The sequence below is a fragment of the Alphaproteobacteria bacterium genome (assembly GCA_005883305.1).
Classification (GTDB): domain Bacteria; phylum Pseudomonadota; class Alphaproteobacteria; order Sphingomonadales; family Sphingomonadaceae; genus Allosphingosinicella.
In genome coordinates this window covers 1,254,358-1,274,062 of the sequence record VBAC01000001.1, presented here as the reverse complement: position 1 = coordinate 1,274,062, position 19,705 = coordinate 1,254,358, and the positions used below count along the sequence as shown (strand labels likewise).

At 67.8% G+C, this 19,705-nt stretch carries 22 protein-coding genes and 2 tRNA genes; 14 read left to right on the top strand and 10 right to left on the bottom strand.

Annotation, left to right across the window (positions count from 1 at the left end):
* Positions 1 to 9: 9 nt before the first annotated feature.
* Positions 10 to 1,167 carry an aminotransferase gene (locus E6G92_06330; GenBank protein TMJ19397.1) on the top strand — a complete coding sequence of 386 codons (1,158 nt, stop codon included), beginning with the start codon at positions 10 to 12 and terminating at the stop codon, positions 1,165 to 1,167.
* A gap of 53 nt (positions 1,168 to 1,220) precedes the next feature.
* Positions 1,221 to 1,376, top strand: coding sequence for a DUF3309 domain-containing protein (locus E6G92_06325; GenBank protein TMJ19396.1), 156 nt, complete (start codon positions 1,221 to 1,223; stop codon positions 1,374 to 1,376).
* On the opposite strand, the gene E6G92_06320 is transcribed toward E6G92_06325, so the two are convergent.
* Both E6G92_06320 and E6G92_06315 read right to left on the bottom strand, forming a co-directional pair.
* Positions 1,373 to 1,936, bottom strand: coding sequence for a hypothetical protein (locus tag E6G92_06320; GenBank protein ID TMJ19395.1), 564 nt, complete (start codon positions 1,934 to 1,936; stop codon positions 1,373 to 1,375). The genes E6G92_06325 and E6G92_06320 overlap by 4 nt on opposite strands.
* 157 nt (positions 1,937 to 2,093) lie before the next feature.
* Complete coding sequence (locus E6G92_06315) at positions 2,094 to 3,311, bottom strand: toxic anion resistance protein (GenBank protein ID TMJ19394.1); 1,218 nt, start codon at positions 3,309 to 3,311, stop codon at positions 2,094 to 2,096.
* A 315-nt stretch (positions 3,312 to 3,626) separates the two neighbouring features.
* Between E6G92_06315 and E6G92_06310 the strand changes: the two genes are divergently transcribed.
* Genes E6G92_06310 through E6G92_06300 form a run of 3 tightly spaced genes read left to right on the top strand, consistent with a single transcriptional unit; the run spans position 3,627 to position 5,657 of the window.
* Complete coding sequence (locus E6G92_06310) at positions 3,627 to 4,091, top strand: cytochrome c (protein TMJ19393.1); 465 nt, start codon at positions 3,627 to 3,629, stop codon at positions 4,089 to 4,091.
* Positions 4,091 to 4,732 (top strand): Ni/Fe-hydrogenase 1 b-type cytochrome subunit, encoded by a 642-nt coding sequence (locus E6G92_06305; GenBank protein TMJ19392.1) that lies wholly within the window; start codon positions 4,091 to 4,093, stop codon positions 4,730 to 4,732. The genes E6G92_06310 and E6G92_06305 overlap by 1 nt, the downstream gene beginning before the upstream one ends.
* Before the next feature lie 58 nt (positions 4,733 to 4,790).
* Positions 4,791 to 5,657, top strand: a complete 867-nt coding sequence (locus tag E6G92_06300; protein ID TMJ19391.1) for a helix-turn-helix transcriptional regulator — start codon at positions 4,791 to 4,793, stop codon at positions 5,655 to 5,657.
* Between the two features lie 205 nt (positions 5,658 to 5,862).
* On the opposite strand, the gene ligD is transcribed toward E6G92_06300, so the two are convergent.
* From ligD to E6G92_06280, 4 genes are all read right to left on the bottom strand, one after another.
* Positions 5,863 to 8,340, bottom strand: a complete 2,478-nt coding sequence (gene ligD / locus E6G92_06295; protein TMJ19390.1) for a DNA ligase D — start codon at positions 8,338 to 8,340, stop codon at positions 5,863 to 5,865.
* 144 nt (positions 8,341 to 8,484) lie between these two features.
* A complete protein-coding gene (locus E6G92_06290; GenBank protein TMJ19389.1) occupies positions 8,485 to 9,339 on the bottom strand; it encodes a Ku protein in 855 nt (284 codons plus the stop codon).
* Positions 9,340 to 9,397: 58 nt separating this feature from the next.
* Positions 9,398 to 9,781, bottom strand: a complete 384-nt coding sequence (locus tag E6G92_06285) for a hypothetical protein (protein ID TMJ19388.1) — start codon at positions 9,779 to 9,781, stop codon at positions 9,398 to 9,400.
* Between the two features lie 20 nt (positions 9,782 to 9,801).
* Positions 9,802 to 9,875 (bottom strand) — tRNA-Cys (locus tag E6G92_06280).
* Between the two features lie 62 nt (positions 9,876 to 9,937).
* Between E6G92_06280 and E6G92_06275 the strand changes: the two genes are divergently transcribed.
* The 4 genes from E6G92_06275 to E6G92_06260 are packed head-to-tail and all read left to right on the top strand — an operon-like array spanning position 9,938 to position 12,234.
* On the top strand, positions 9,938 to 10,678 hold the full coding sequence (locus E6G92_06275) for a ComF family protein (GenBank protein ID TMJ19387.1): 741 nt from the start codon (positions 9,938 to 9,940) through the stop codon (positions 10,676 to 10,678).
* Positions 10,679 to 10,724: 46 nt separating this feature from the next.
* The gene (gene grxC, locus E6G92_06270) at positions 10,725 to 10,982 is read left to right on the top strand and encodes a glutaredoxin 3 (protein ID TMJ19386.1); all 258 of its coding nucleotides are present in this window, start codon (positions 10,725 to 10,727) and stop codon (positions 10,980 to 10,982) included.
* Positions 10,979 to 11,806, top strand: a complete 828-nt coding sequence (locus tag E6G92_06265; protein ID TMJ19385.1) for a carbon-nitrogen hydrolase family protein — start codon at positions 10,979 to 10,981, stop codon at positions 11,804 to 11,806. The genes grxC and E6G92_06265 overlap by 4 nt, the downstream gene beginning before the upstream one ends.
* A complete protein-coding gene (locus tag E6G92_06260; protein TMJ19384.1) occupies positions 11,803 to 12,234 on the top strand; it encodes a DUF1178 family protein in 432 nt (143 codons plus the stop codon). The genes E6G92_06265 and E6G92_06260 overlap by 4 nt, the downstream gene beginning before the upstream one ends.
* Here the strand turns inward: E6G92_06260 and E6G92_06255 are convergent.
* Positions 12,231 to 12,938: an isoprenylcysteine carboxylmethyltransferase family protein gene (locus E6G92_06255; GenBank protein ID TMJ19383.1), complete on the bottom strand. Its 708-nt coding sequence runs from the start codon at positions 12,936 to 12,938 to the stop codon at positions 12,231 to 12,233. The two genes, E6G92_06260 and E6G92_06255, sit on opposite strands and share 4 nt — an antisense overlap.
* A 59-nt stretch (positions 12,939 to 12,997) precedes the next feature.
* Between E6G92_06255 and E6G92_06250 the strand changes: the two genes are divergently transcribed.
* From E6G92_06250 to E6G92_06230, 5 genes are all read left to right on the top strand, one after another.
* A tRNA-Arg gene (locus E6G92_06250) sits at positions 12,998 to 13,074 on the top strand.
* Between the two features lie 74 nt (positions 13,075 to 13,148).
* On the top strand, positions 13,149 to 14,000 hold the full coding sequence (locus tag E6G92_06245) for a hypothetical protein (GenBank protein TMJ19382.1): 852 nt from the start codon (positions 13,149 to 13,151) through the stop codon (positions 13,998 to 14,000).
* A 55-nt stretch (positions 14,001 to 14,055) separates the two neighbouring features.
* Complete coding sequence (folE, locus tag E6G92_06240; GenBank protein TMJ19381.1) at positions 14,056 to 14,670, top strand: GTP cyclohydrolase I FolE; 615 nt, start codon at positions 14,056 to 14,058, stop codon at positions 14,668 to 14,670.
* Complete coding sequence (locus E6G92_06235; protein TMJ19380.1) at positions 14,670 to 15,140, top strand: hypothetical protein; 471 nt, start codon at positions 14,670 to 14,672, stop codon at positions 15,138 to 15,140. Before folE ends, E6G92_06235 begins: the two co-directional genes overlap by 1 nt.
* 53 nt (positions 15,141 to 15,193) lie before the next feature.
* Positions 15,194 to 16,447 (top strand): MHS family MFS transporter, encoded by a 1,254-nt coding sequence (locus E6G92_06230; GenBank protein ID TMJ20736.1) that lies wholly within the window; start codon positions 15,194 to 15,196, stop codon positions 16,445 to 16,447.
* 133 nt (positions 16,448 to 16,580) lie between these two features.
* Here the strand turns inward: E6G92_06230 and E6G92_06225 are convergent, their stop codons facing one another.
* The 3 genes from E6G92_06225 to E6G92_06215 are packed head-to-tail and all read right to left on the bottom strand — an operon-like array spanning position 16,581 to position 19,653.
* Positions 16,581 to 17,246, bottom strand: a complete 666-nt coding sequence (locus tag E6G92_06225; GenBank protein TMJ19379.1) for a Fe2+-dependent dioxygenase — start codon at positions 17,244 to 17,246, stop codon at positions 16,581 to 16,583.
* Positions 17,246 to 18,241, bottom strand: a complete 996-nt coding sequence (locus E6G92_06220; protein TMJ19378.1) for a hypothetical protein — start codon at positions 18,239 to 18,241, stop codon at positions 17,246 to 17,248. Before E6G92_06220 ends, E6G92_06225 begins: the two co-directional genes overlap by 1 nt.
* 2 nt (positions 18,242 to 18,243) lie before the next feature.
* Entirely contained in the window at positions 18,244 to 19,653 is a 1,410-nt protein-coding gene (locus E6G92_06215; GenBank protein ID TMJ20735.1) for a beta-lactamase family protein, read from the bottom strand.
* Positions 19,654 to 19,705: the final 52 nt, after the last annotated feature.

Below are 19,705 nucleotides of genomic sequence, written 5' to 3'. Positions count from 1 at the left end.
AGCAAGGCGATGAACCCGCTCTTCGCCAACATGCCGACCTCGATCTTCGAGGAAATGTCGATGTCGGCGCGCGCGGTTGGCGCGGTCAATCTGGGCCAGGGCTTCCCGGATTTCGGCTGGCCCGAGGACGTGGTGGCGAGGGCCGCCGAGGCGTTGACGGCGGGCTCCAACCAATATCCGCCGATGCGCGGCCTGCCCGAGCTCCGTGCGGCGGTCGCAGCCCATTATGCCCGCCACCAGGCGCTCGCGCTTTCGCCCGAGCAGGTGATCGTCACCTCGGGGGCGACCGAGGCGCTCGCGGTGAGCCTGATGGCCCTGATCGAGCCCGGCGACGAGGTCGTCCTCTTTCAGCCGCTCTACGACGCCTATCTTCCGCTGGTCCTGCGCGCCGGCGGGGTGCCGAGGCTGGTCCGACTGACTCCGCCCGGCTGGAGGATCACCGAGGAGTTGCTGGCCGAGGCTTTCAGCCAGCGCACGCGGCTGGTCCTCTTCAATAACCCGCACAACCCGACCGCGCGTGTGTTCGATGAGGGCGAGCTGGCGCTGCTCGCCGATGCGGCGGCGCGGGCCGGGGCGATGATCCTTTCCGACGAAGTCTGGGAGCATCTCGTGTTCGACCGGCCGTTCGTGCCGATCGCATCCCTGCCGGGCATGGCCGAGCGGGTGATCAAGATCGGCTCGGCGGGGAAGATATTCTCGGTCACCGGCTGGAAGGTCGGCTGGGTCGTCGCGCCGCCGACCATCGCCGAGACCATTGCCAAAGCGCATCAGTTCGTCACCTTCGCCACCGCGCCCAATTTGCAGAGCGCCGTGGCTTACGGTCTCGCCAAGGACGACGATTATTTTAATTCGATGCGCTCCGGCTTCGCGCAGCCGCGCGAGGCGATGCGCGCCGCGCTGGAGGCCGCGGGCTATGCGGCCTTGCCCTGCGAAGGGACCTATTTTCTGTGCGTCGACCTCGCGGCATCGGGCATCGCATTGGCAGACATGGATTTTTGCCGCCGCGCAGTCGCCGAAGCGGGGATCGCCGCCATTCCCGTTTCGGCCTTCTACGCCGAGGCGCCGGTCACCAATGTCGTGCGCCTGTGCTTCGCCAAGAGGCCCGAGACGATCGCCGCGGGCGTCACCGCGCTGGCCCGAGCGAGGGAGCAGTTCACCCCCGCGTGAAACCAGCCGCCGCCGCGCTCGTTACGCCCTCGTACAACATTGGGAGAGTTTCCATGCTCGGCACGATTCTGATCATCCTTTTGATCCTCCTCCTGATCGGCGCGCTGCCGTCGTGGGGCTACAGCCGCGGCTGGGGATACGGCCCGTCGGGCATCCTCGGCCTGATCGCGATCGTCGTGATCGTCCTGCTCCTGATGGGCAGGATCTAGTCGCTCTCTAGCGAACCGTCCGCCTTGTAGCGGGACTCGATGAAGCGGCCCTGGGTCTGGAAGGCGTCCACATCCTCGCGGGCAAGCTTGCGGCCGAGATCGTCCAGCGCGGTCTTGGCCGCATCGAGCCCCTGAACGAGCCGGTCATCCACGCTCAGCCCCTCGGCGTCGCGCTCGCGGCGGTAGGGGGCGGGCACGCGCTCGTAGCGTTCGATCAGCTCGGGCAGATGCTTGCCCATCAGCCGCCGCGCATCCTGAGCGAGCGGATCGAGTAACTGAGTCTCGGACAGGCGGCTTTCGAGCAACGGGAGCTGAGCGCTGATCGCATCGATCCGGCTTGCCGCCGGGGCAGGAAGGGCTGTGCGCTTGCGCGTGAGCAATGTTCCAAGCCGCTCCACGACAGCTTTATTCGGCATGTCCTCCCTATAATCGACGATCGGCTTTTCACGCCCGGCGTAGAGCATCAAGCCGGCGACGATGATCCCGAGCAAAACCACCGTGAACACCCCGCCCAAGCCAATCGGTCCAACGATAAGACCGAACGCGACCGTGGCGACCAAAAGGCCCACGAACGCCATGGCCAGCGCGGCAATTCGCTTCGCCCAAGCCGTAGTCGTGCGCGAGAAGCCCTGCCGCGCCGCAGTGACGCGCGGGATTCGCGCATTCGCTTCGTCAAAGCGGGCAACTACCCGATGGACCCGAGAGTCGGCGGTCATCTCATCCCTCGAGCGCGGTGAACGGCGAATCCGCGGTCCGCCCGGCCAGCTGGTTCTGGGCAACTCCCTCGGCGCGGGCGATGTAGCCGCGACTCTTCTCGACCTCGCGGCCGAGCGTGTCGACCGTCTGCTTCATGTTGCCGAGCGCCTCGACCTTGAAGCGGTCGATCGTGTCCATCGTATCGTAGATGTTCTGGAACGCGCGCTGAAGGGTCTCGAGCGGAATGGTCGAGGACGCGGCCTGCTTGTGGATCTCGGCCGATTGGCTCTTGAGCAATTCGCCGGTCGATTCGATCATGTTGGCCGTCGTGGTGTTGAGCGCGGTGATCTGCTCCAGCACCAGCCTCTGGTTGGTCAGCGCCTGGGCGACGGTGACAGCGGTCCGCAGCGCCGAGACGGTGGTGGTCGACGCGCGGTCGACGCCCTTCACCAGCTCGACGTTGTTCTTCTTGACGATGTCGAGCGCGAGATAGCCCTGAACGGTCACCGCCATCTGGGTCAGCAGGTCGGTGGTGCGCTGGCGGGTGTAGAAGAGCGCGGTCTCGCGGATCGCCTTGGCCTTTGCGGGATCGGTCGCATCGAGCTCGTTCGCTTTCTCCTCGAGCTTCGCGTCGAGCGCCTTGGAGATGTGGATCATTTGCTCGAGCTTGCCCATCGACTTCCACAAATTGGCGCGCTCGGTGTCGATCGCGGCATTGTCCATCAACAGCTCGTCCTTGCCGGAGGCGAGCGCGGCGAGGATCGCGGCGATGTGGCTCTGGGCGGACTGGTATTTCAGGAAATAGCCGCGCAGCCGGTTGCCGAACGGGATGATGCCGAACAATTTGCGCGGCTTGGCCAGCGCGCCGCCGCGGCCGGGATCGAGATCCTCGACCGTCTTCCTGAGCTGCGTGAGGTTGGCGCCGATGCCGGTGTTGCTGTCAATCGCCTTGACCGGCCGGTCGAGGAAACGGTTGGAGGCGCCGGCGGCTTCGGCGATCTCCTTGCGGCCCATCGTCGTCAGCTGATCGACCTTCTTGCCGAAATCGGGCGAGTTGGCGTCGAGCGCGACCAGCTCGCCGATGAACTGGTCCACCTTTTGCTCCAGCGCCGATTTCTCCTCGGCCTTGAGCGGTACCAGGCCCGCCGCCTGCTCGGGCTGAACCATCTGGAGCGGCTGGGGCGGATCGAGCGTCAGAGTGGACGCGGCGGTGGCTTGGGTGTCGGTCTGGGTGGCCATGTCTGTCCCCGTTCGTGATCGGAGGAGAGATTGGTGCCTCGCGCCTGCGAGCGCAAGGGATAAAGTGTATTATTTATACAATACACGTTCCCGCAAATGCTGAACGGCGGCTGACGAATGCGGTCAGCCTCGCTTCAGCCGAAGGTCGGTAGAAGCATCCTCGTAGCGATCTATCGGTACGGGCCAGTTGCGTAACGCCCCGCCGGTTGCAGGCGCCCCGGCTCCCCCCTGGCCGGGGCGCTTTTCGTTTGGCCGGCTGGACGCGCGCCGCACCTTCATTATGAGGAGCGGCCCGAGTAAGCGTGGAGTGGATCTGTGAAGCATCTCATCCTTACCGCCGCGGCGCTGGCCGCTCTCGTCACCACCGCCGCAGCGCAGAATCGCGCCTCGTCCGCCGCCGAGACGATCCGGATGCGCCAGGCCAATTACAAGCAGATGGGCGGAGCGATGAAAGGGATCAACGACCAGCTGAGGAGCGGCGCGCCGTCGATCGACGCGATCCGCGCCGGCAGCCGAACCATCGTCGGCCACGCGCCGAACGTGCTGCGCTGGTTCCCCCGCGGCACCGGAGCGGAAAGCGGCGTGCGCACGCGCGCCCGGCCCGAAATCTGGAGCGACCATTCCGGCTTCACCCACGCCGGCGCGGCATTGCTCGTGGCCGCGCGCAATCTCGATGCCGTCGCCCGGCGCGGCGATGTCGACGCCGTCCGCGCCGCGGTCCCGGCGGTCGCGCGGGCGTGCAGCAACTGCCACGACAGCTACCGGGCGCCCGAGCATTGATGGTCGAGAGGGTTCGAGTCTGGGATCTGCCGATCCGACTGTTTCACTGGGCGCTGGTCCTACTCGTGCCGGCGCTCTGGGCGACGCACGAACTCGATATGATGGACCTCCACATCCTGCTCGGCGAGGTCGCTTTGGGCCTGGTTCTGTTTCGTCTGATCTGGGGCCTGATCGGCAGCTCGACCGCGCGTTTCGCCGGCTTCCTTCGTGGCCCGAGCGCCGTGCTTGCCTACCTGCGCGCGCCCGGCGGCGCCTTCGGACACAACCCGCTCGGCGGCTGGAGCGTCGCGGCGATGCTGGCCGTGCTCGCCGTCCAGATCGGCCTCGGCCTGTTCGCGAGCGACGAGGACGGGCTTGAGACCGGGCCGCTTTCGCACCGGGTCTCCTACGAGAGCGCACGAACCCTCGCCGAGCGCCACGAGACCTTCTTCTATGTCCTGCTCGGCCTGATCGCGCTCCATCTGGCGGCGATCCTCTATTATCGCTTCGCCAGGCGCGAAGATCTGGTCATTTCGATGATTACCGGGAGCCGGGAAGCGCCGCTGTCCGGAGAGACGATGACTTCCGCGCCGCTGTGGCGTTTCTTGGCTGCCGCCGCCCTGTCGCTCGGACTTACCCTGATCGTCGCCAATTATTTGTAAGCTGGCATTCAGATTCGCGGTCCTACTGTCCTAGAGGGATAAGACACGGGACGAGCGAATGGGCTGCGACTTCACCGTGATGGATCGGCAAATCGAATCGCCGCGCGGGCCGGTGCCCGACGGCAAGCTGGTCTATTGCGCGCTTGGGCCGGGCAGCTCGATGATCGGAGCCCCCGCGCCCTCGCTCAAGCTCGTGCTCGACGGCGACGAGCGCTACGAGATCGACGGACGGACGATCTCGGTCAAGCCGGGCGAGTTCCTCTATCTCGACGCCGGCAGCCAATGCATCGGCACCAACCGCTCGGCGATGACGGGCCTGTGCCTACTGCTGCCGACCAATGGGGCCGCGAACCTGCCCGCGGGCCATGGCGACGATCCCGTGCTCGGCCGCGCTCTGGTCCTGTCGACCCGCGCCAGCGCGCTGGGCCGGACCTTGTGGGACTACGGCCGCCGGATCGCCCACAACCCGCTGCTCGGGCCGGCGATCGCCGACGAGCTGGTGGCCCGGGTCGAGGTGGCGATCGCCGAGCCGCTCGAGCGCAGCCGCGCGGCGATCGACGGGCTCAAGGCGGTCAAGCTTTCGACCCGCCGCGAGCTCTTCCGCCGGCTCGAGCGAGCGCGCGAATTCCTTCACGCACATATCGCCCGGGCGGTGACGCTGGCCGAGATGGCTTCGGTGGCCGGACTGTCGCAATTCCACCTCGCCCGATACTTCAAGGATGCCTACGGCGAATCGCCCATCTCCTACCATCGTGCGCTGCGTCTCGATCGCGCCGCGAAGTTGCTTGCGGCCGGCGGCCGCTCGCTCGCGGAGGTGGCCGAAGCGACCGGCTATTCCGACCAGGTCGCGCTGAGCCACGCCTTCCGCCGCACCTACGGCGTCTCGCCGCAGAGCTGGACCCGGCAGCGGGGGCTGGCGGCGTAGAGTCCGTATCCGATTGGAAATTCCCCTGGAGTGGGAATTCAACGGAGTCATCCCGGCGAAGGCCGGGACCTATGAACACCTTGGATCGGGAAGAAGCGCAGACCTACGTCTTTCCCACCGAACATTGAGTTCATGGGTCCCGGCCTTCGCCGGGATGACTCTAAAGATTGCTCGCCAATCCAAGCAAGCCAATTGAGTCCTGACCCTAAACCTTCGGCAAAACCTGGCTCGCCTCGCCCCAGCCCTGCAGCAGGCGCGAGGAGGCGCGATCGAGCAGCAGATCGGCATCGCGCACGCTGAAGCGGGCGCCCGACTGCATCTCGTCCAGCTCCTCCCAGTTGATCGGGGCGGCGACCGGGGCGCCTTCGCGGGCGCGGGCGGAATAGGGCATGATCGCCGTCGCCCCGCGCTGGTTGCGCAGATAGTCGATGAAGATCCGGTCCGTCCGCTTCGCCTTCGAAAGCGCTGCCGTGAAGCGCTCGGGCTCGGCCTCGGCCAGCGCCAGCGCGAAGCGGTGGCAGAAATCCTTGACCTCCGGCCACTCGGCCTCGGGAGTCAGCGGAGCGATCACATGCACGCCCTTGCCGCCGGTCAGCATCGGGAAGGTGGTGAGGCCGATATCCGCGAGGTGGCGGCGAACGTCGCGCGCCGCCTTCTTCACCAGCTCGAAATCGAGCCCGACGTCCGGATCGAGGTCGAACACGATCCGGTCAGGCTTCTCGACGTCGGCGACCTTCGATCCCCAGCCGTGGAACTCAATCGTCCCCATCTGCACGCAGGCGATGACCCCGGCCGAATCCTCGACGTAGAGATAATCCTCGTTGTGCCCGTCCTTCTCGCGGATCGGGACATGAAGGACGTGGGCGCCGAACGTGCCGCTGTCGTGCTTCTGGAAGAAGCATTTCTTGGCTCGGCCCTGCGGGCAGCGCACCAGGCTGATCGGCCGGTTCGCGGTCCATTCGGCCATGAGCTCGCCCACCTCGCGATAATAAGCGGCAAGCTCGCCTTTGGTGACCTTGGCGTCGGGGAAGATGACCCGGTCGGGATTCGAGATCTTCACGTCGTCGGTGGCGGCGGCGGGCGTCTTTTGCGGCATTTCGGCGACGACCTCCTTGGCCGGCTTGTCGCCGCGCAGCCCGAGGAAGCTCGCGTGGCGGACGACATTGTCGGCGGTGAACTCGGCGAAGGCAATCTCGGCGACGAGCGTGGGCTTGACCCAATGCGCGCCCCGCGCTTCGGCGCGAGGAACGGGAGCAGGGGCCTTCTGCGTCGCCAGCTTGTCGAGCCTGGCGCGCAAATCGTGCTGCACCGCCTGCGAGAAGCCGGTCCCGACCTTGCCGGCGTAGCGCAGCTTCCCCCCTTCGTGGAGGCCGAGCAACAGCGCGCGGAATCCGCGGCCCTTCTTGTCGCTCTCGCTCCAGCCGACGATCACGAACTCCTGGCGGCGGGTGCATTTGATCTTCAGCCAGCTCTTAGTCCGCGCGTGGCGATAGGGAGCGTCGGCCTTCTTGGAGATGATCCCTTCCTGGCCGGCCTCGCACATCGCCCGGTAGAGCTGCTCGCCCTTGCCGAGGATATGGTCGGCGTAGAGGATGAACGGAGGGCGGCCCGGGCCGAGCAGGGAGGCGAGCTTCTGCTTGCGCTCCAGATTGCCCTTGCCCTCCAATTTCTCGCCGTCGATCTCCAGCGCGTCGAACAGGAACAGGCTGAGCCCGCGGCCGCCTTCCGAAATGGCCTGCTGAAGCGCCGAGAAGCCGGTATTGCCCTTCTCGTCGAGGGCGACGATCTCGCCGTCGAGCAGGGCGCTGCCGCATTCGATCCCGCGCGCCGCCTCGGCGATCTCGGGGAACTTGTCCGTCCAGTCGAGGCCCTTGCGGGTGTAGATCCGCGCCTCCCCGCCGGCGATCGCGAGCAGGCAGCGATAGCCGTCATATTTCATCTCGTGCAGCCAGCCGGCGCCGGTGGGCACCTCGTCGACGAGGGTGGCCTTCTGCGGCTCGCGGAATTTGGGGAAAGCCGTTCCCCGGCGCGGGTCGGGGTCCAGGCCTGCGGCCTGCCTGGGCCCCGGCCTTCGCCGGGGAGCAATTTCCCTCGCCTTCTTGCCCGACGCGATCTCGTCCATCGTCCGCCCGGTCTTGACCGACGTCAGATAGGTGTCGACGAGGCCGGTGGGGCTGCCCGCATAGGCGTCGTCGACCTTCTTCAAGATCCAGTTCTCGCCGCGCTCCTTCCCTCGTGGCTTCATCCGGAACATCACCCATTCGCCCTTCATCCGCTCGCCATCGAGGGTGAAATGGAGATGGCCTTCCTCGATCGTCCGCCTCGGGTCCTTGCCGGGCGCCGGAGTCCAGGTGCCGCGGTCCCACAGCATCACCGTTCCGCCGCCATATTGGCCCTTGGGGATGGTGCCTTCGAACGTGGCGTAGGACAGCGGGTGATCCTCGGTGCGCACGGCAAGGCGGCGGTCGGCCGGGTCCAGGCTCGGCCCGCGGGTCACTGCCCAGCTCTTGAGGACTCCGTCCATCTCGAGCCGGAAATCGTAATGGAGCCGGGTCGCGTCGTGCTTCTGGACCATGAAGCCATGGCGGTCGCCTTTGGCGAGCGCGCCGGCAGGCTCCGCGGTTTTCGCGAAATCGCGTTTCTTATTGTAGGTGGCGAGGGGGTCGGTCTTGCGGGAGGGCATGGTTCAGACGCGGCGCAAAACGCCCTCTCCCGTGGGGAGAGGGTCGGGGTGAGGGGGTCGGGCGTCGGCGGGTAATCGCGGAGGCTGAAACCCCTCACCCAACCCTCTCCCCACGGGAGAGGGCTTTATGACCGCGCCCTCCATTTACGCCCGCTTCCTTGCCGGCGCCGCCTTTTTCGCCGGCGCCTTCTTCGGGGCGGCCTTCGCGCCGGGCTTTTCTATCGATTTCTTCAGCGCGGCCATCAGATCGACGACGTTGGAGCCGCGCCGCGGCGTTTCGTCTTCCTCCTCCGCTTCGATCCGCGCCCCCTTCGACTTGCGCTTCTTCTCGATCAGCTCGCGCAGGGCATCGACGTAGCGGTCGTGGAACTTGGCGGGATCGAATTTGGCGGTCTTTTTGTCGATCAGAGTCTCCGCGAGCTCGAGCATTTCCTGGTCCGGCTTGGCGTCGGTGATCTCGCGGAAATAGCCCTGCGCCTTCACCACCTCGTCGGAATAGCGCAACGTTTCCAGCAATATGCCGCGCCCGCACGGCTTGAGGCTGACGACATATTCGCGGCCGCGCAGCGTAAGCTGCCCGAGGGCGACCTTCTTCGTGTCCCTCAAAGCCTCGCGCAGCACGACGAACGCTTCCTCGGCGAGGTCGTCCGCGGGCACGACATAATAGGGCCGTTCGTAATAAAGCGGGTCGATCTCGCCGGGCTCGACGAACTGGGTCAGCTCGAGCGTCTTCTTGCTCTCCAGCTTGACCGCCTCCAGCTCCTCGTCGTCGAGCAGCACGTAGCTGCCCTTGCTGTATTGATAGCCCTTGACGATCTCGTCCGGATCGACCGCGCCGACGCCGGGCACGACCTTCTCATATTTGATCCTCTTGCCGGTCGGCTCGTGGATCTGGTTGAAGGCGATGGTCGCGCCGGAGCGGGTCGCCGAATAGATTTCCACGGGGATCGAGACCAGAGCGAGCCTGATCTGTCCCTTCCAATAAGGCCGCGCGGCCATGATTCGCCTCCCGATCGTGTCGCAGGCGATTCAATTGATGGGGAAGGGGAGGGTTCCCTCAGCGCGCGGGCATCGCGGCGCCGGCATAAGGATCGGGATTGGCGGGCGGCGGCTGGGGAATGGCCGGCGGCGGCGGCGCGGGCGCGGGCTGGTAGGCGTAGGCATCCGTCTGGGCTCCGTCGTCGGCGCGCAGGCCCGCGACGATCGAGCGGGCGCCGAATAGGATGAAGCAGCCGAGGACGACGACGATTCCATGGCGCAGGTTCATCCGCCCGGTGAGCATCATCAGCCCGATCGAGGCGATGGCGATGACGGCGACGGTCGTCGCGACAGTGCCGAGCAGGGTGCCCTCGAGCCACGACACCGCCGCGACGAGGACGCTGGAGCCGGGAGGATCGGTTAGCGAATAGGAATAGGATCCGGCGATCATGGAGGCCATCATAGCGCCGGAGCGATCATATTTGGAGGCCCGAGCCGGAATCGAACCGGCGTGCAAGGATTTGCAGTCCTCTGCGTAACCACTCCGCCATCGGGCCGCCGCGGGCGAAATGGGCGGGATTGGCTTGGCTGTCAACCGCGCCGGCGCTAGTCTTGGGCGATGCAAGCCGCGGCGTCCCTGGCGCGAAGCGCATTCAGGCCGATCCTCGATTTCGCGCTTCCGCCGCGCTGCCCGGCCTGCGGGGCGATCACGCCCGACCCGCACCGCTTCTGCCTCGATTGCTGGTCGAAGCTGGTCTTTCTCGGCGATCCTTGCTGCGCGCGCTGCGCGCTGCCGTTCGACTATGGCGAAGGCGGCGCGGTGATCTGCGGCCAGTGCATGGCCGAGCCGCCGGCGTTCGACCGGCTGCGCGCCGCGGTGGCCTATGGCGACATATCGCGCGCGGTGGCGCTCAAGCTCAAATATGGCGGCCGGCCCGGAATCGCCGAGACGATGGCCGCCTTGATGCTTCGCCATGTGGACGCGGGCGATCTGTTCGTCCCCGTGCCGCTGCATCGGTGGCGCATCTGGCGGCGCGGCTACAATCAGGCGGCCCTGATCGCCACGGCTCTCGCGCGGCGCACCGGCGGCGAGGCCCGGCTCGACTTGGTCGAACGGGTCAAAGCGACGCCGGCCCTTCGCGGCCTCGGCCGCCGCGCCCGCCGCGACGCGGTGCGCGGCGCCTTTCGAATCGACCGTCGGCGCAAGGAGGAGATCAAGGGCCGCGCCGTGACCCTGGTCGACGACGTCTATACGAGCGGCGCGACGGCCAATGCCTGCGCGGGCGCTCTCAGGCGAGCGGGCGCGGTGCGGGTGAACGTCTTGTGCTGGGCGCGCGTTGTCCGCGAGGAGGATCATTGACAGGCGCACGGCTGGCCCTCACCTCCGCATTCGAGGAGAATTTTGAATGGCGCGCGTCGAAATCTACACCAGGGCCTTTTGCGGCTATTGCTCGCGGGCGAAGCGTCTGCTCGATGGCAAGGGCGTCGCCTATGAGGAGATCGACGTCGGCATGGACTCGGGGAAGAAGGCGCAGATGATCCAGCGCGCCAAGGGGCGCACCACGGTGCCGCAGATCTTCATCGACGATCGCCACATCGGCGGATCGGACGACCTCCACGCGCTGGACAGCGACGGCCGACTCGATTCGATGCTCGAGGCATGAGGATCGCCCTGTTTCAGGCGCAGACGGGGATCGATCCGGAGGCGAACGCGAACGAACTGGCGGGCCGTGTCGCGGAAGCGGCGGGGGGCGGCGCGAGGATGCTGTTCACCCCCGAGATGAGCGGCCTGCTCGACCAGGACCGGGCCAGGGCCGCGGCCCATCTCCATGAAGAGGCGGACGATCCGGTGCTGGCGCGGGTGCGCGCGGCGGCGGCCGGGGCCGGGATCTGGGTCCATCTCGGCTCGCTTGCGCTGAAGGGCGGCTCGGACGGCAAGCTGGTCAATCGCGGCTTCGTCATCGACGGCGAGGGCAGGGTCCGCGCGCGCTACGACAAGATTCACCTGTTCGATGTCGACCTGCCTACCGGGGAGAGCTGGCGCGAATCGGCCTCCTATCGCGGCGGGGACCGCGCTGTCGTGGTCGACACTCCGCTCGGCCCGCTCGGCCTGTCCATTTGCTACGACCTTCGTTTCGCCGGGCTTTATTCGGCGCTCAGCGACAGCGGCGCAAAGGCCTTCAGCATCCCGGCGGCCTTCACCGTGCCCACCGGCCAGGCTCATTGGCACGTGCTGATGCGCGCCCGGGCGATCGAGGCGGGGGCCTTCGTCATCGCCGCCGCCCAGGTCGGCAAGCATGAGGACGGCCGCGCCACCTACGGCCATTCGCTGGTGGTCGATCCCTGGGGCAAGGTGCTGCTCGACATGGGGGGCGAGGGGCCGGGCATCGCCTTCGCCGAAATCGACCCCGCAGCGGTCGACGAGGTGCGCCAGCGCGTCCCGGCCATCCAGCATCGCCGCGCGATTCCACGGCCCGAGCTCGCGTGATCATCTTCGATCTGCGCTGCGCTGCTCAGGGCCACGTTTTCGAGGCATGGTTCGGTTCGAGCGAGGATTATGAGGCGCAGCGCGCGCGAGGCTTGGTCGCCTGTCCGGTCTGCGGCGCGGCCGAAGTGGAGAAGGCCCCGATGGCCCCCAGCGTCGGAGCGAAGGGAAACCGGGCGGCCTGCTTGCCTCCCGAGGCGGTGAAGGCGGCGCTGGCGGGGATGGCCGAGGCCCAGAAAAGGCTGCTCGAAAAAAGCGAGCATGTCGGCGACCGCTTCCCCGACGAAGCCCGCGCGATCCATCTCGGCGAGGCGGAAGCGCGGGCGATCCACGGCAGCGCCACGCCGGCCGTCGCCGAGGGCCTTCGCGAGGAGGGAATTCCGGTCGCCCCCTTGCCCTTCCCGGTCACTCCGCCGGGCGAGCAGAACTAATAGAGGCCGGGAATCAGCCGGTAGCGCACGTCGGCCTGGTAATCGCGATAGGCTGCATCGCGCGACAGAATCTTCTCCTCCTCGCCGATGCGCATCACCTGCATCGTCCACGACAGCGCGTAAACCGCTGCGTTCCACAACGAGGGATTGATGAGAAGAAAGCCGATCTGGGTGACGATGTAGCCGGCGTACATGGGATGGCGGACAAGGCGATAGGGGCCGCCGCGCCGAACGCCCCTGCTGGCCGCGACGATGCCGAAGCTTCGCCGCAGAAAGCCTTTGGCGGCAAGGCTGAACATGAGGCCGGCGACCATCAGGCCCGCCGCCACTGCCACGGGGAGCCCGGATTCGTTCGACGTCGGCAGCACCAGCAACGGCGCGCACGTGCCCAGGATCGCGATCGCCCAGGCGTAGAAGCTGGTGGCCATGGGTCCGGGCCGGCGGACCAGGACGAGGAGCGCAGTCAGCGTCTCCGAGACGAGGATGAGCATATTGTACGGATGGTCTGCGACGCTTGGCAGGATGTGCGACAGGAACCAGCCGAAGAAGAGCAGGAGGATGAGGCGCTCGCCGAAGTCGACGGACTGCGCTCCCTGCCAGCCGCGAGCGAGCGCGCCGTTCGGATTGAGGTTGATCGGCATGCCTGTCTCCCTTGAGCCAGTGTCTAGTTGCGAGTGGTTAACAAGGGGTAAGATTGGTCGCATGGCGGAGTGTCGAGAATTGACCGCGCCGGGCCGGTGCGCCAAACCGCGGCCGTGGCGGAGGCCCCGTAGCTCAGCAGGATAGAGCGACTGATTCCTAATCAGTAGGCCACAGGTTCGAATCCTGTCGGGGTCACCACCGCGTAAGGCGGCGTTCATTTCCCGCCCGTTACGAGCGCTGCCATCCATCCCTGTGCGGAAGGGAACCAGCCGATGAAGCCGACTCGCCCGATAAGCAGGCGTTCGTTCCTCGCCAGGGTCGGAACCGGCGCCGCCGGGGCGGGCTCGTTCCTCGCTCTCACCGGCTGCGTCGGAATGGGCGGCCACAGCGATGCCGACCCCTACGATCCGATCGGCGCCGGGCACGGCTATCGCGGCTACGGGCGCTACGCAGGCGGCTATCAGGGCGGCCGGGGCGGCTGCTCCGACAGCGATTCGGGCGGTGGCGCGGATCCGGCGGGCAACGGCCGAAACTGCCAGGGCGGCGGCGGCTTCACCGACAATGACAGCGGGCCCCAGGCCGATCCGGCAGGGCACGGGCGCGGCGGCGGCGGCTATTCGGACAGCGACAGCGGCCCGCAGGCGGATCCAGCGGGGCATGGCCGAAACGGCGGCGGCGGCAGAGGCGGGGTCACCGACAACGACAGCGGCGCTTATGCCGATCCTGCGGGCCACGGGCGCGGCGGCGGCGGGGGCTATTCCGACAGCGATTCCGGGCCGAGCGCCGACCCGGCCGGCCATGGGCGGCGCGGCCGCGGCGGGACGAGCGACAGCGATTCCGGCCCCAACGCCGATCCGGCAGGGCACGGCAGGCGCGGCAATGGCGGTGGCGGCGGCCTGACCGACAACGATTCCGGGCCCAACGCCGATCCTGCCGGCCGCGGCCGGCGCGGCGGTTTCGGCAACGGCAACGGCGGCGGAATCACCGACAGCGACAGCGGTCCGCAGGCCGATCCGGCAGGGCGCGGCCGCGGTGGACGCGGCGGCAGCCCGCGCCGAATGGGGTGCACCGACACCGACAGCGGCCCCAATCGCGATCCCGGAGGCGGCGGCCGGCACTGCTGACATCTAGGCGCAGGCCCGGCCGCCGTGTATTCGCCCTCCCGAGGGAGACAGGCGAATGAACGGCGGCGGCCCCGAGGACGGGGATCTGGTGGGCGAACCGAACAAGATCGCGGTTCCGAAGGACGTCCAGGAGGCGGTGCGAACGCTGATCCGCTGGGCCGGCGACGATCCCGAGCGCGAGGGGCTGCTCGACACGCCGGCGCGGGTGGCGCGCGCCTGGAAGGAATATGCCCGCGGCTATGACGAGGATCCCGCGCGTCACCTTTCGCGAACCTTCGAGGAGGTCGGCGGCTATGACGAGATCGTGCTGCTCAAGGACATCCCGTTCCAGTCCCATTGCGAGCATCATCTCGCGCCGATCATCGGCAAGGCAGCGATCGCCTATCTGCCGCGCAACCGGGTCGTCGGCATCTCCAAGCTCGCCCGCGTGCTGCACGGCTATGCGCGCCGCCTGCAGGTCCAGGAGCGGCTGACGGCGCAGGTCGCCGACTGCATTTGCGAGCATCTCCAGCCGCTCGGCGTGGCGGTGGTGATCGAGGCGAGCCACGCCTGCATGAGCGCCCGGGGAGTGGCGACTCCCGGCGTGATGATGACCACCAGCCGGATGATGGGCGTGTTCAGGGACGACGAACGAAGCCGCCGCGAGGTGCTGGCCCTGATGGGCTATTGATGCGCGCCTGGCTGGCGATCGTGTTGCTGGCGGCCGGTTGCGGCCAAAGCGGCGAGCCGGTGCGCGGCGGCGCCAGCGAGAATCAGATCAAGCAGCTCTCGACTCCGGAGAAGGAAGAGGTCGATCCCCAGGCCGCCGCGCGGATCGCGCCGCTCGCGCCCACGGATCTGGCCGCGCTGGGTGTCACGGCCTGCGATTTCAGCCGCGGCGGGCGCATCCTGCTTGCGGTCACGCCGTCCGGGGCGATCGCCCGGGTCGCCGGGCTGCTCCGTCGCTTCACTCCTTCGGGTCCGATGGGACCGACCGGGGGCTTTTTCGAGGATCGCGAGGTCGGCATCAGCGTCGGGCGCACCGGCGAGATTCCGGCCGGCGAGGGCGCGGCGGGAAGCTGGCCCGGGCGGATCACGGTCACCAACCGCCGCGCCAGCCAGCAGATGGAGCTGGACGGCGTGTGGCGCTGCGGAACCTGAAGGGGGAGGGGACTTTGGCACAGGAGCAGGCGACGCCGCTGAGGCGGGTGCTGATGGCGAGCCTGATCGGCACGACCATCGAATGGTATGATTTCTTCCTCTACAATTCGGCGGCGGCGCTCGTCTTCGGCCACCTCTTCTTCCCGCAATACGATCCGCTGACGGGGACTCTGCTGGCCTTCGCCACTTATGCGCTGGGCTTCGTCGCCCGGCCGCTCGGCGGAATCGTCTTCGGCCATTATGGCGACCGGATCGGACGCAAGCGCCTTTTGATGCTGAGCCTGCTGCTGATGGGCGCCGCGACCGTGCTGATCGGCCTGCTTCCGACTTACGAGACGATCGGAATCTGGGCGGCGGTGGCCTTGATCGTCCTGCGCCTCGTCCAGGGCTTCGCGGTCGGCGGGGAATGGGGCGGGGCGGTGCTGATGGCCGCCGAGCATGGCGACGCCGCGCGGCGCGGCTTCTGGGCGAGCTGGCCGCAGGCGGGAGTCGCTGCCGGCTTCCTGCTCTCCGCCGGAATGCTTGCCGCCATCAGCGGCACGCTGAGCGAGGCGGATTTCCTCGCCTGGGGCTGGCGCGTGCCGTTCCTCGCCTCGATCGTCCTGATCGCGGTCGGCTTCTACGTCCGCAACCGCGTCGCCGAGAGCCGGATGTTCGAGGCGGCGCTGGAGGAGTCGGAGACGCCGCCCAAGCTTCCGGCGATCGAGGTGCTGCGCGAGCGCCCCAAGGCGGTGCTGCTCGGGGCGGGCCTGAGGCTCGGCGAGAACATTTCCTATTACGTGCTCACCGCCTTCTCGCTCACCTTCCTCGTCGAGATTTCGGCCGAGAGCCGCTCGCTCGCGCTCAACGCGCTGCTGATCGGCGCGGCGGTGCAGTTCGCCGCCATCCCGCTCGCGGCGCGGCTTTCCGACCGGATCGGAAGGCGGCCGGTCTATGCGATCGGCGCCTTCGGCCTCGCCGGCTGGAGCTTCGCTCTGTTCCCGCTGCTGGCCAGCGGAGACAAGCTGGCGATCGTCGCCGCGCTCGTCGTCGGGCTGGTGCTCCACGGCACGATGTACGGGCCGCAGGCGGCGATGATCGCCGAGCTGTTCCCCACTCGCATCCGCTATTCGGGCGCCTCGATCGCCTACCAGCTGACCGCGATCTTCGCCGGCTCGCTGGCGCCGATCGTCGCTTTGCGGCTCTACCAGAGCTACGGATCGGCGACGCCCGTCGCGCTCTACGTCGCCATCGCCTGCGCGATCAGCGGGGTCTCGGCGCTGCTGGCAAAGGAGACGAAAGGGGTGGCGCTGGACGCGATACGCTAGGCCACGTCGCCCTGGTCAGTTCGTCATTGCGAGGAGCGTAGCGACGGAGCAATCCAGCGGGCCTCGGACTCAGCACTGGATTGCTTCGCTACGCTCGCAATGACGGACCAAATCAGGCCCAGTCGATCCTGTCTCAAGCCGTCTCGCCCCATTTGCGCAGCAGGTTCGCCTGGACCAGCTGGAGGCGGGTGAAATTGGCCTTGTCCATCCTCAGGCCTTCGAGCGCGGCGACTTCGTTGAGCTCGTAGAGCGTCTCGCGATTGGCGGTGTCGGGGATTCGGCTCTGGATGAAGGTGATGGCGACGAGGCGTTCGCCCTTGGTCACCGGCTCGACCTCGTGGAGCCTGTCCGACGGATAGACGATCGCGCTTCCCGGCTTTCCGCGGAAGGAGACGCTCCGAGTGCCGAGGTGGATGGTGAGCGCGCCGCCCTCGTAAGCCGCCGGATCGCCGAGGAAGATCGTGCAGCTGAGGTCGGAGCGAAGCGCCTGCGCCCCGAGCTGCAGGAAGGCCGCGTCGGCATGGGCGCCGTAGCGCATGCTGGGCGTGTAGCGGGTCATCAGCGGCGGCAGGATCGCCACCGGGAAGGCGAAGTTGCGGAAATCCTCGTGCGCGTAGAGCGCCTTCAGCATCAGTTGCGAGGAGGCCTGATAGGCCTTGTCGTCGTCGAGCTGGAGGTTGTTCTTCACCGTCGAATGCGGATTGGAGATGCGGCCGTCGACGAACCGCGCGGCGCTCGCGATTCGGGTCAGTTCGGCGACCTGGGCCTGTGTCAGTAGATCCGGGATTTCCTTGAACATCAGCCCTCCCCGCGCGCCCGGCGAATCGCCTGCGCGGCGCAAGGATAGCGGCTTTCGAGGGCGGCTAGCCAGTTCAAGGCGTCGCGGATCGGCGCTGCATGGCGGCGGCGGGCGTCGGCGAGGATCTCGCGGCGGAGCGCGGGGGAATATTCATATTCCAGCGCCTTGGAATAGCGGCGCATCAGCGGGCCTTCGCAGACCGCTTTGGCGGTCGCGGAGTCCACGCTTTCCCCGAAATGGGCGGCGATTTCGATGAGGTGGCGGGCGGGATCGTCGAGGAAGCGGTCGAAATCGAGCCACATCACGCTTCCTTGCGGCAGCGCCGCGGCGGCCCGCTCGAGCGAGGTCGTCTCGCAGGCCCAGCCGAGCGCCGCCTTGAGCCCGTCGTGCATCGCGGCGATGTCCGCTTCGAGGCCGGGGCACCGGCTTTGCAGCCGCGCGAGGCGGGTCGGGCTCAGCGCTGCAAGCGTCTGCCAGCTGTTCTCGCCGGCGAGGATGTTCTCGAGATAGCGCTCGGGCGAAGCGTAGAGGAACAAGGCGCGCGAGCCCGGCGCGACCAGGCGCGGCGCGATCTCGCTGGTGAAGCTGGTGGCCTTGACGTTGGCGCGCTGCTCCGGGCGAAAGGTTCGCGAGAGGAGCGCGACGAGCGTGTCGAAGCGCTCGCCCGGCGGCGGCGAGGCGGCGAAATCCCGAAGGAGGAGCGGCTCGCGAAGGGCGAAGATCCCGGGCAGCTCGCCCAGCAAGCGCGAGATCAGGGTCGAGCCGACATTGCCGATGTGGAAGATCCAGTTGGCGTCCCGCCGCGCCTCGGCGGGCAGGGCGATCTCGGCCCACCCAGCGGCGCGAAGCTCGGATCGGGGCGTCAATATGCGCTGGTCGAGAAAGCTCGCCGCGCGATAGTCCGCTTCCTCGAGCTTCAGCAGGCAGATCCCGCCGCTTGCCGGATCGGGCGCGAACGGCAGCCATTGCGGGCTTCGGGCGATGCCTTCGATCATGCTCAGCCGGCCGGCATCACCAGAAACTGCTCGAACCTCCCGGCCGCGCCGGGCTCGGCATAGGTGACGACGGTCAGCCGGCGGCCCTGGTAGGTCACCGCGTAATTGCGGTTGACGAAGCCGCCGCGAAGCCGCGCCGGCCCGCTCGCGGCGAAGCCCTGCGGGTCGCCGAGGGGGCCGAGGCTGTCCCGATAATCGTGCTGGACCTCGTCGGTGAAGTAGAAGTTGGCGTCCTCGGTCAGCAAAGCGCGGTCGAGCCGGCCGCCGCGCAGCTGGTCGTAGACCCGGCGCGCGGCGGCCAGAGCGGCATCGTCGTCGCCGGTGGCGCCGCTCGCCAGCGGCGGGTGCATGATGTCGATGATCCCGCGCGCGATCCGGTCGTGCGAATCGCCGAACCAGGCATTGACCAGCACGACCACCGCCTCGCGGTCGCGGGGGAAGACGATGTTGGTCGAGAGGAAGCCGACCGCCTCGCCGCCATGGCTGATGGCGTGGCGGCCGGCGATGTCGTTGGTCTGGACGCCGAGGCCGTAGCTGGTCGTGCGGCCGGTCGAGAGGTCGACCGGCGTCTCCTGCTCCTGCCAGTCGCGCGCCGGCAGGAGGGAGCGGTCGATCCGCGCGATGTCCCAGCGGGCGAGATCCGGCGCGCTCATCGCCAGCTCGCCCGCCGCGTAGAGCCAGCCGGTCCCCGCCGGAGTCTCCGGCCGCACCGGCCCGAGCGCATTGCGGCGATAGCCGACCGGAAAGCCCCGGCCGACGGCGAGGTCCTGGTCGATCGGGTGAATGCCGAGCGGGCGGAAGATGTGCTGCTGGAGGAAGGCCAGGAGCGGCTGGCCGGAGACGCGCTCGACGATCAGCCCGGCGACGACATAGCCGGTGTTCGAATATTGCCACTGCGTGCCGGGCTCGAAGTCGAGCGGCTTGCGTGCCCAGCGGTCGACGATCACCTGCGGGGTCGTCGGGTGCGACATCGCCTCGAAGCTGTAATCCTGCGGCCAGTAATCCTGCAGGCCCGACGTGTGGCTGAGCAATTGGCGGATGGTGATCCGCTCGCCGCCGGTGATCCCGGGAATATATTTGGAGACCGTGTCGTCGAGCGAGAGGCGGCCCTGATCGCGAAGGATGAGGATGGCGGCGGCGGTGAACTGCTTGGACACGGAGGCGATCTGGTAGAGCGCGTCGGGCGAGGCTTCGCGCAAGGCCGGCGATTGCGTGCCGTAGGCGCGGGCGAAGACGATCCGGCCGCCGCGAACGACCGCGATCGAGGCCGAGGGCACGCCCGTCGCTTCGAGCGAGCGGTGGACCAGCGCGTCGATCCGCGCGGTCTCGGCCGCCGTGAATTGCTGGGCGGAGGCAGGCGCCGCGCCGGCGACGAGCAAGAGAAACAGGATCCGGCCGAACACCCGCAGCATCATCTCATTCACCCTCTTCCTGGCCCGCCGCTCATAGGCAAAGCGGAAGAAA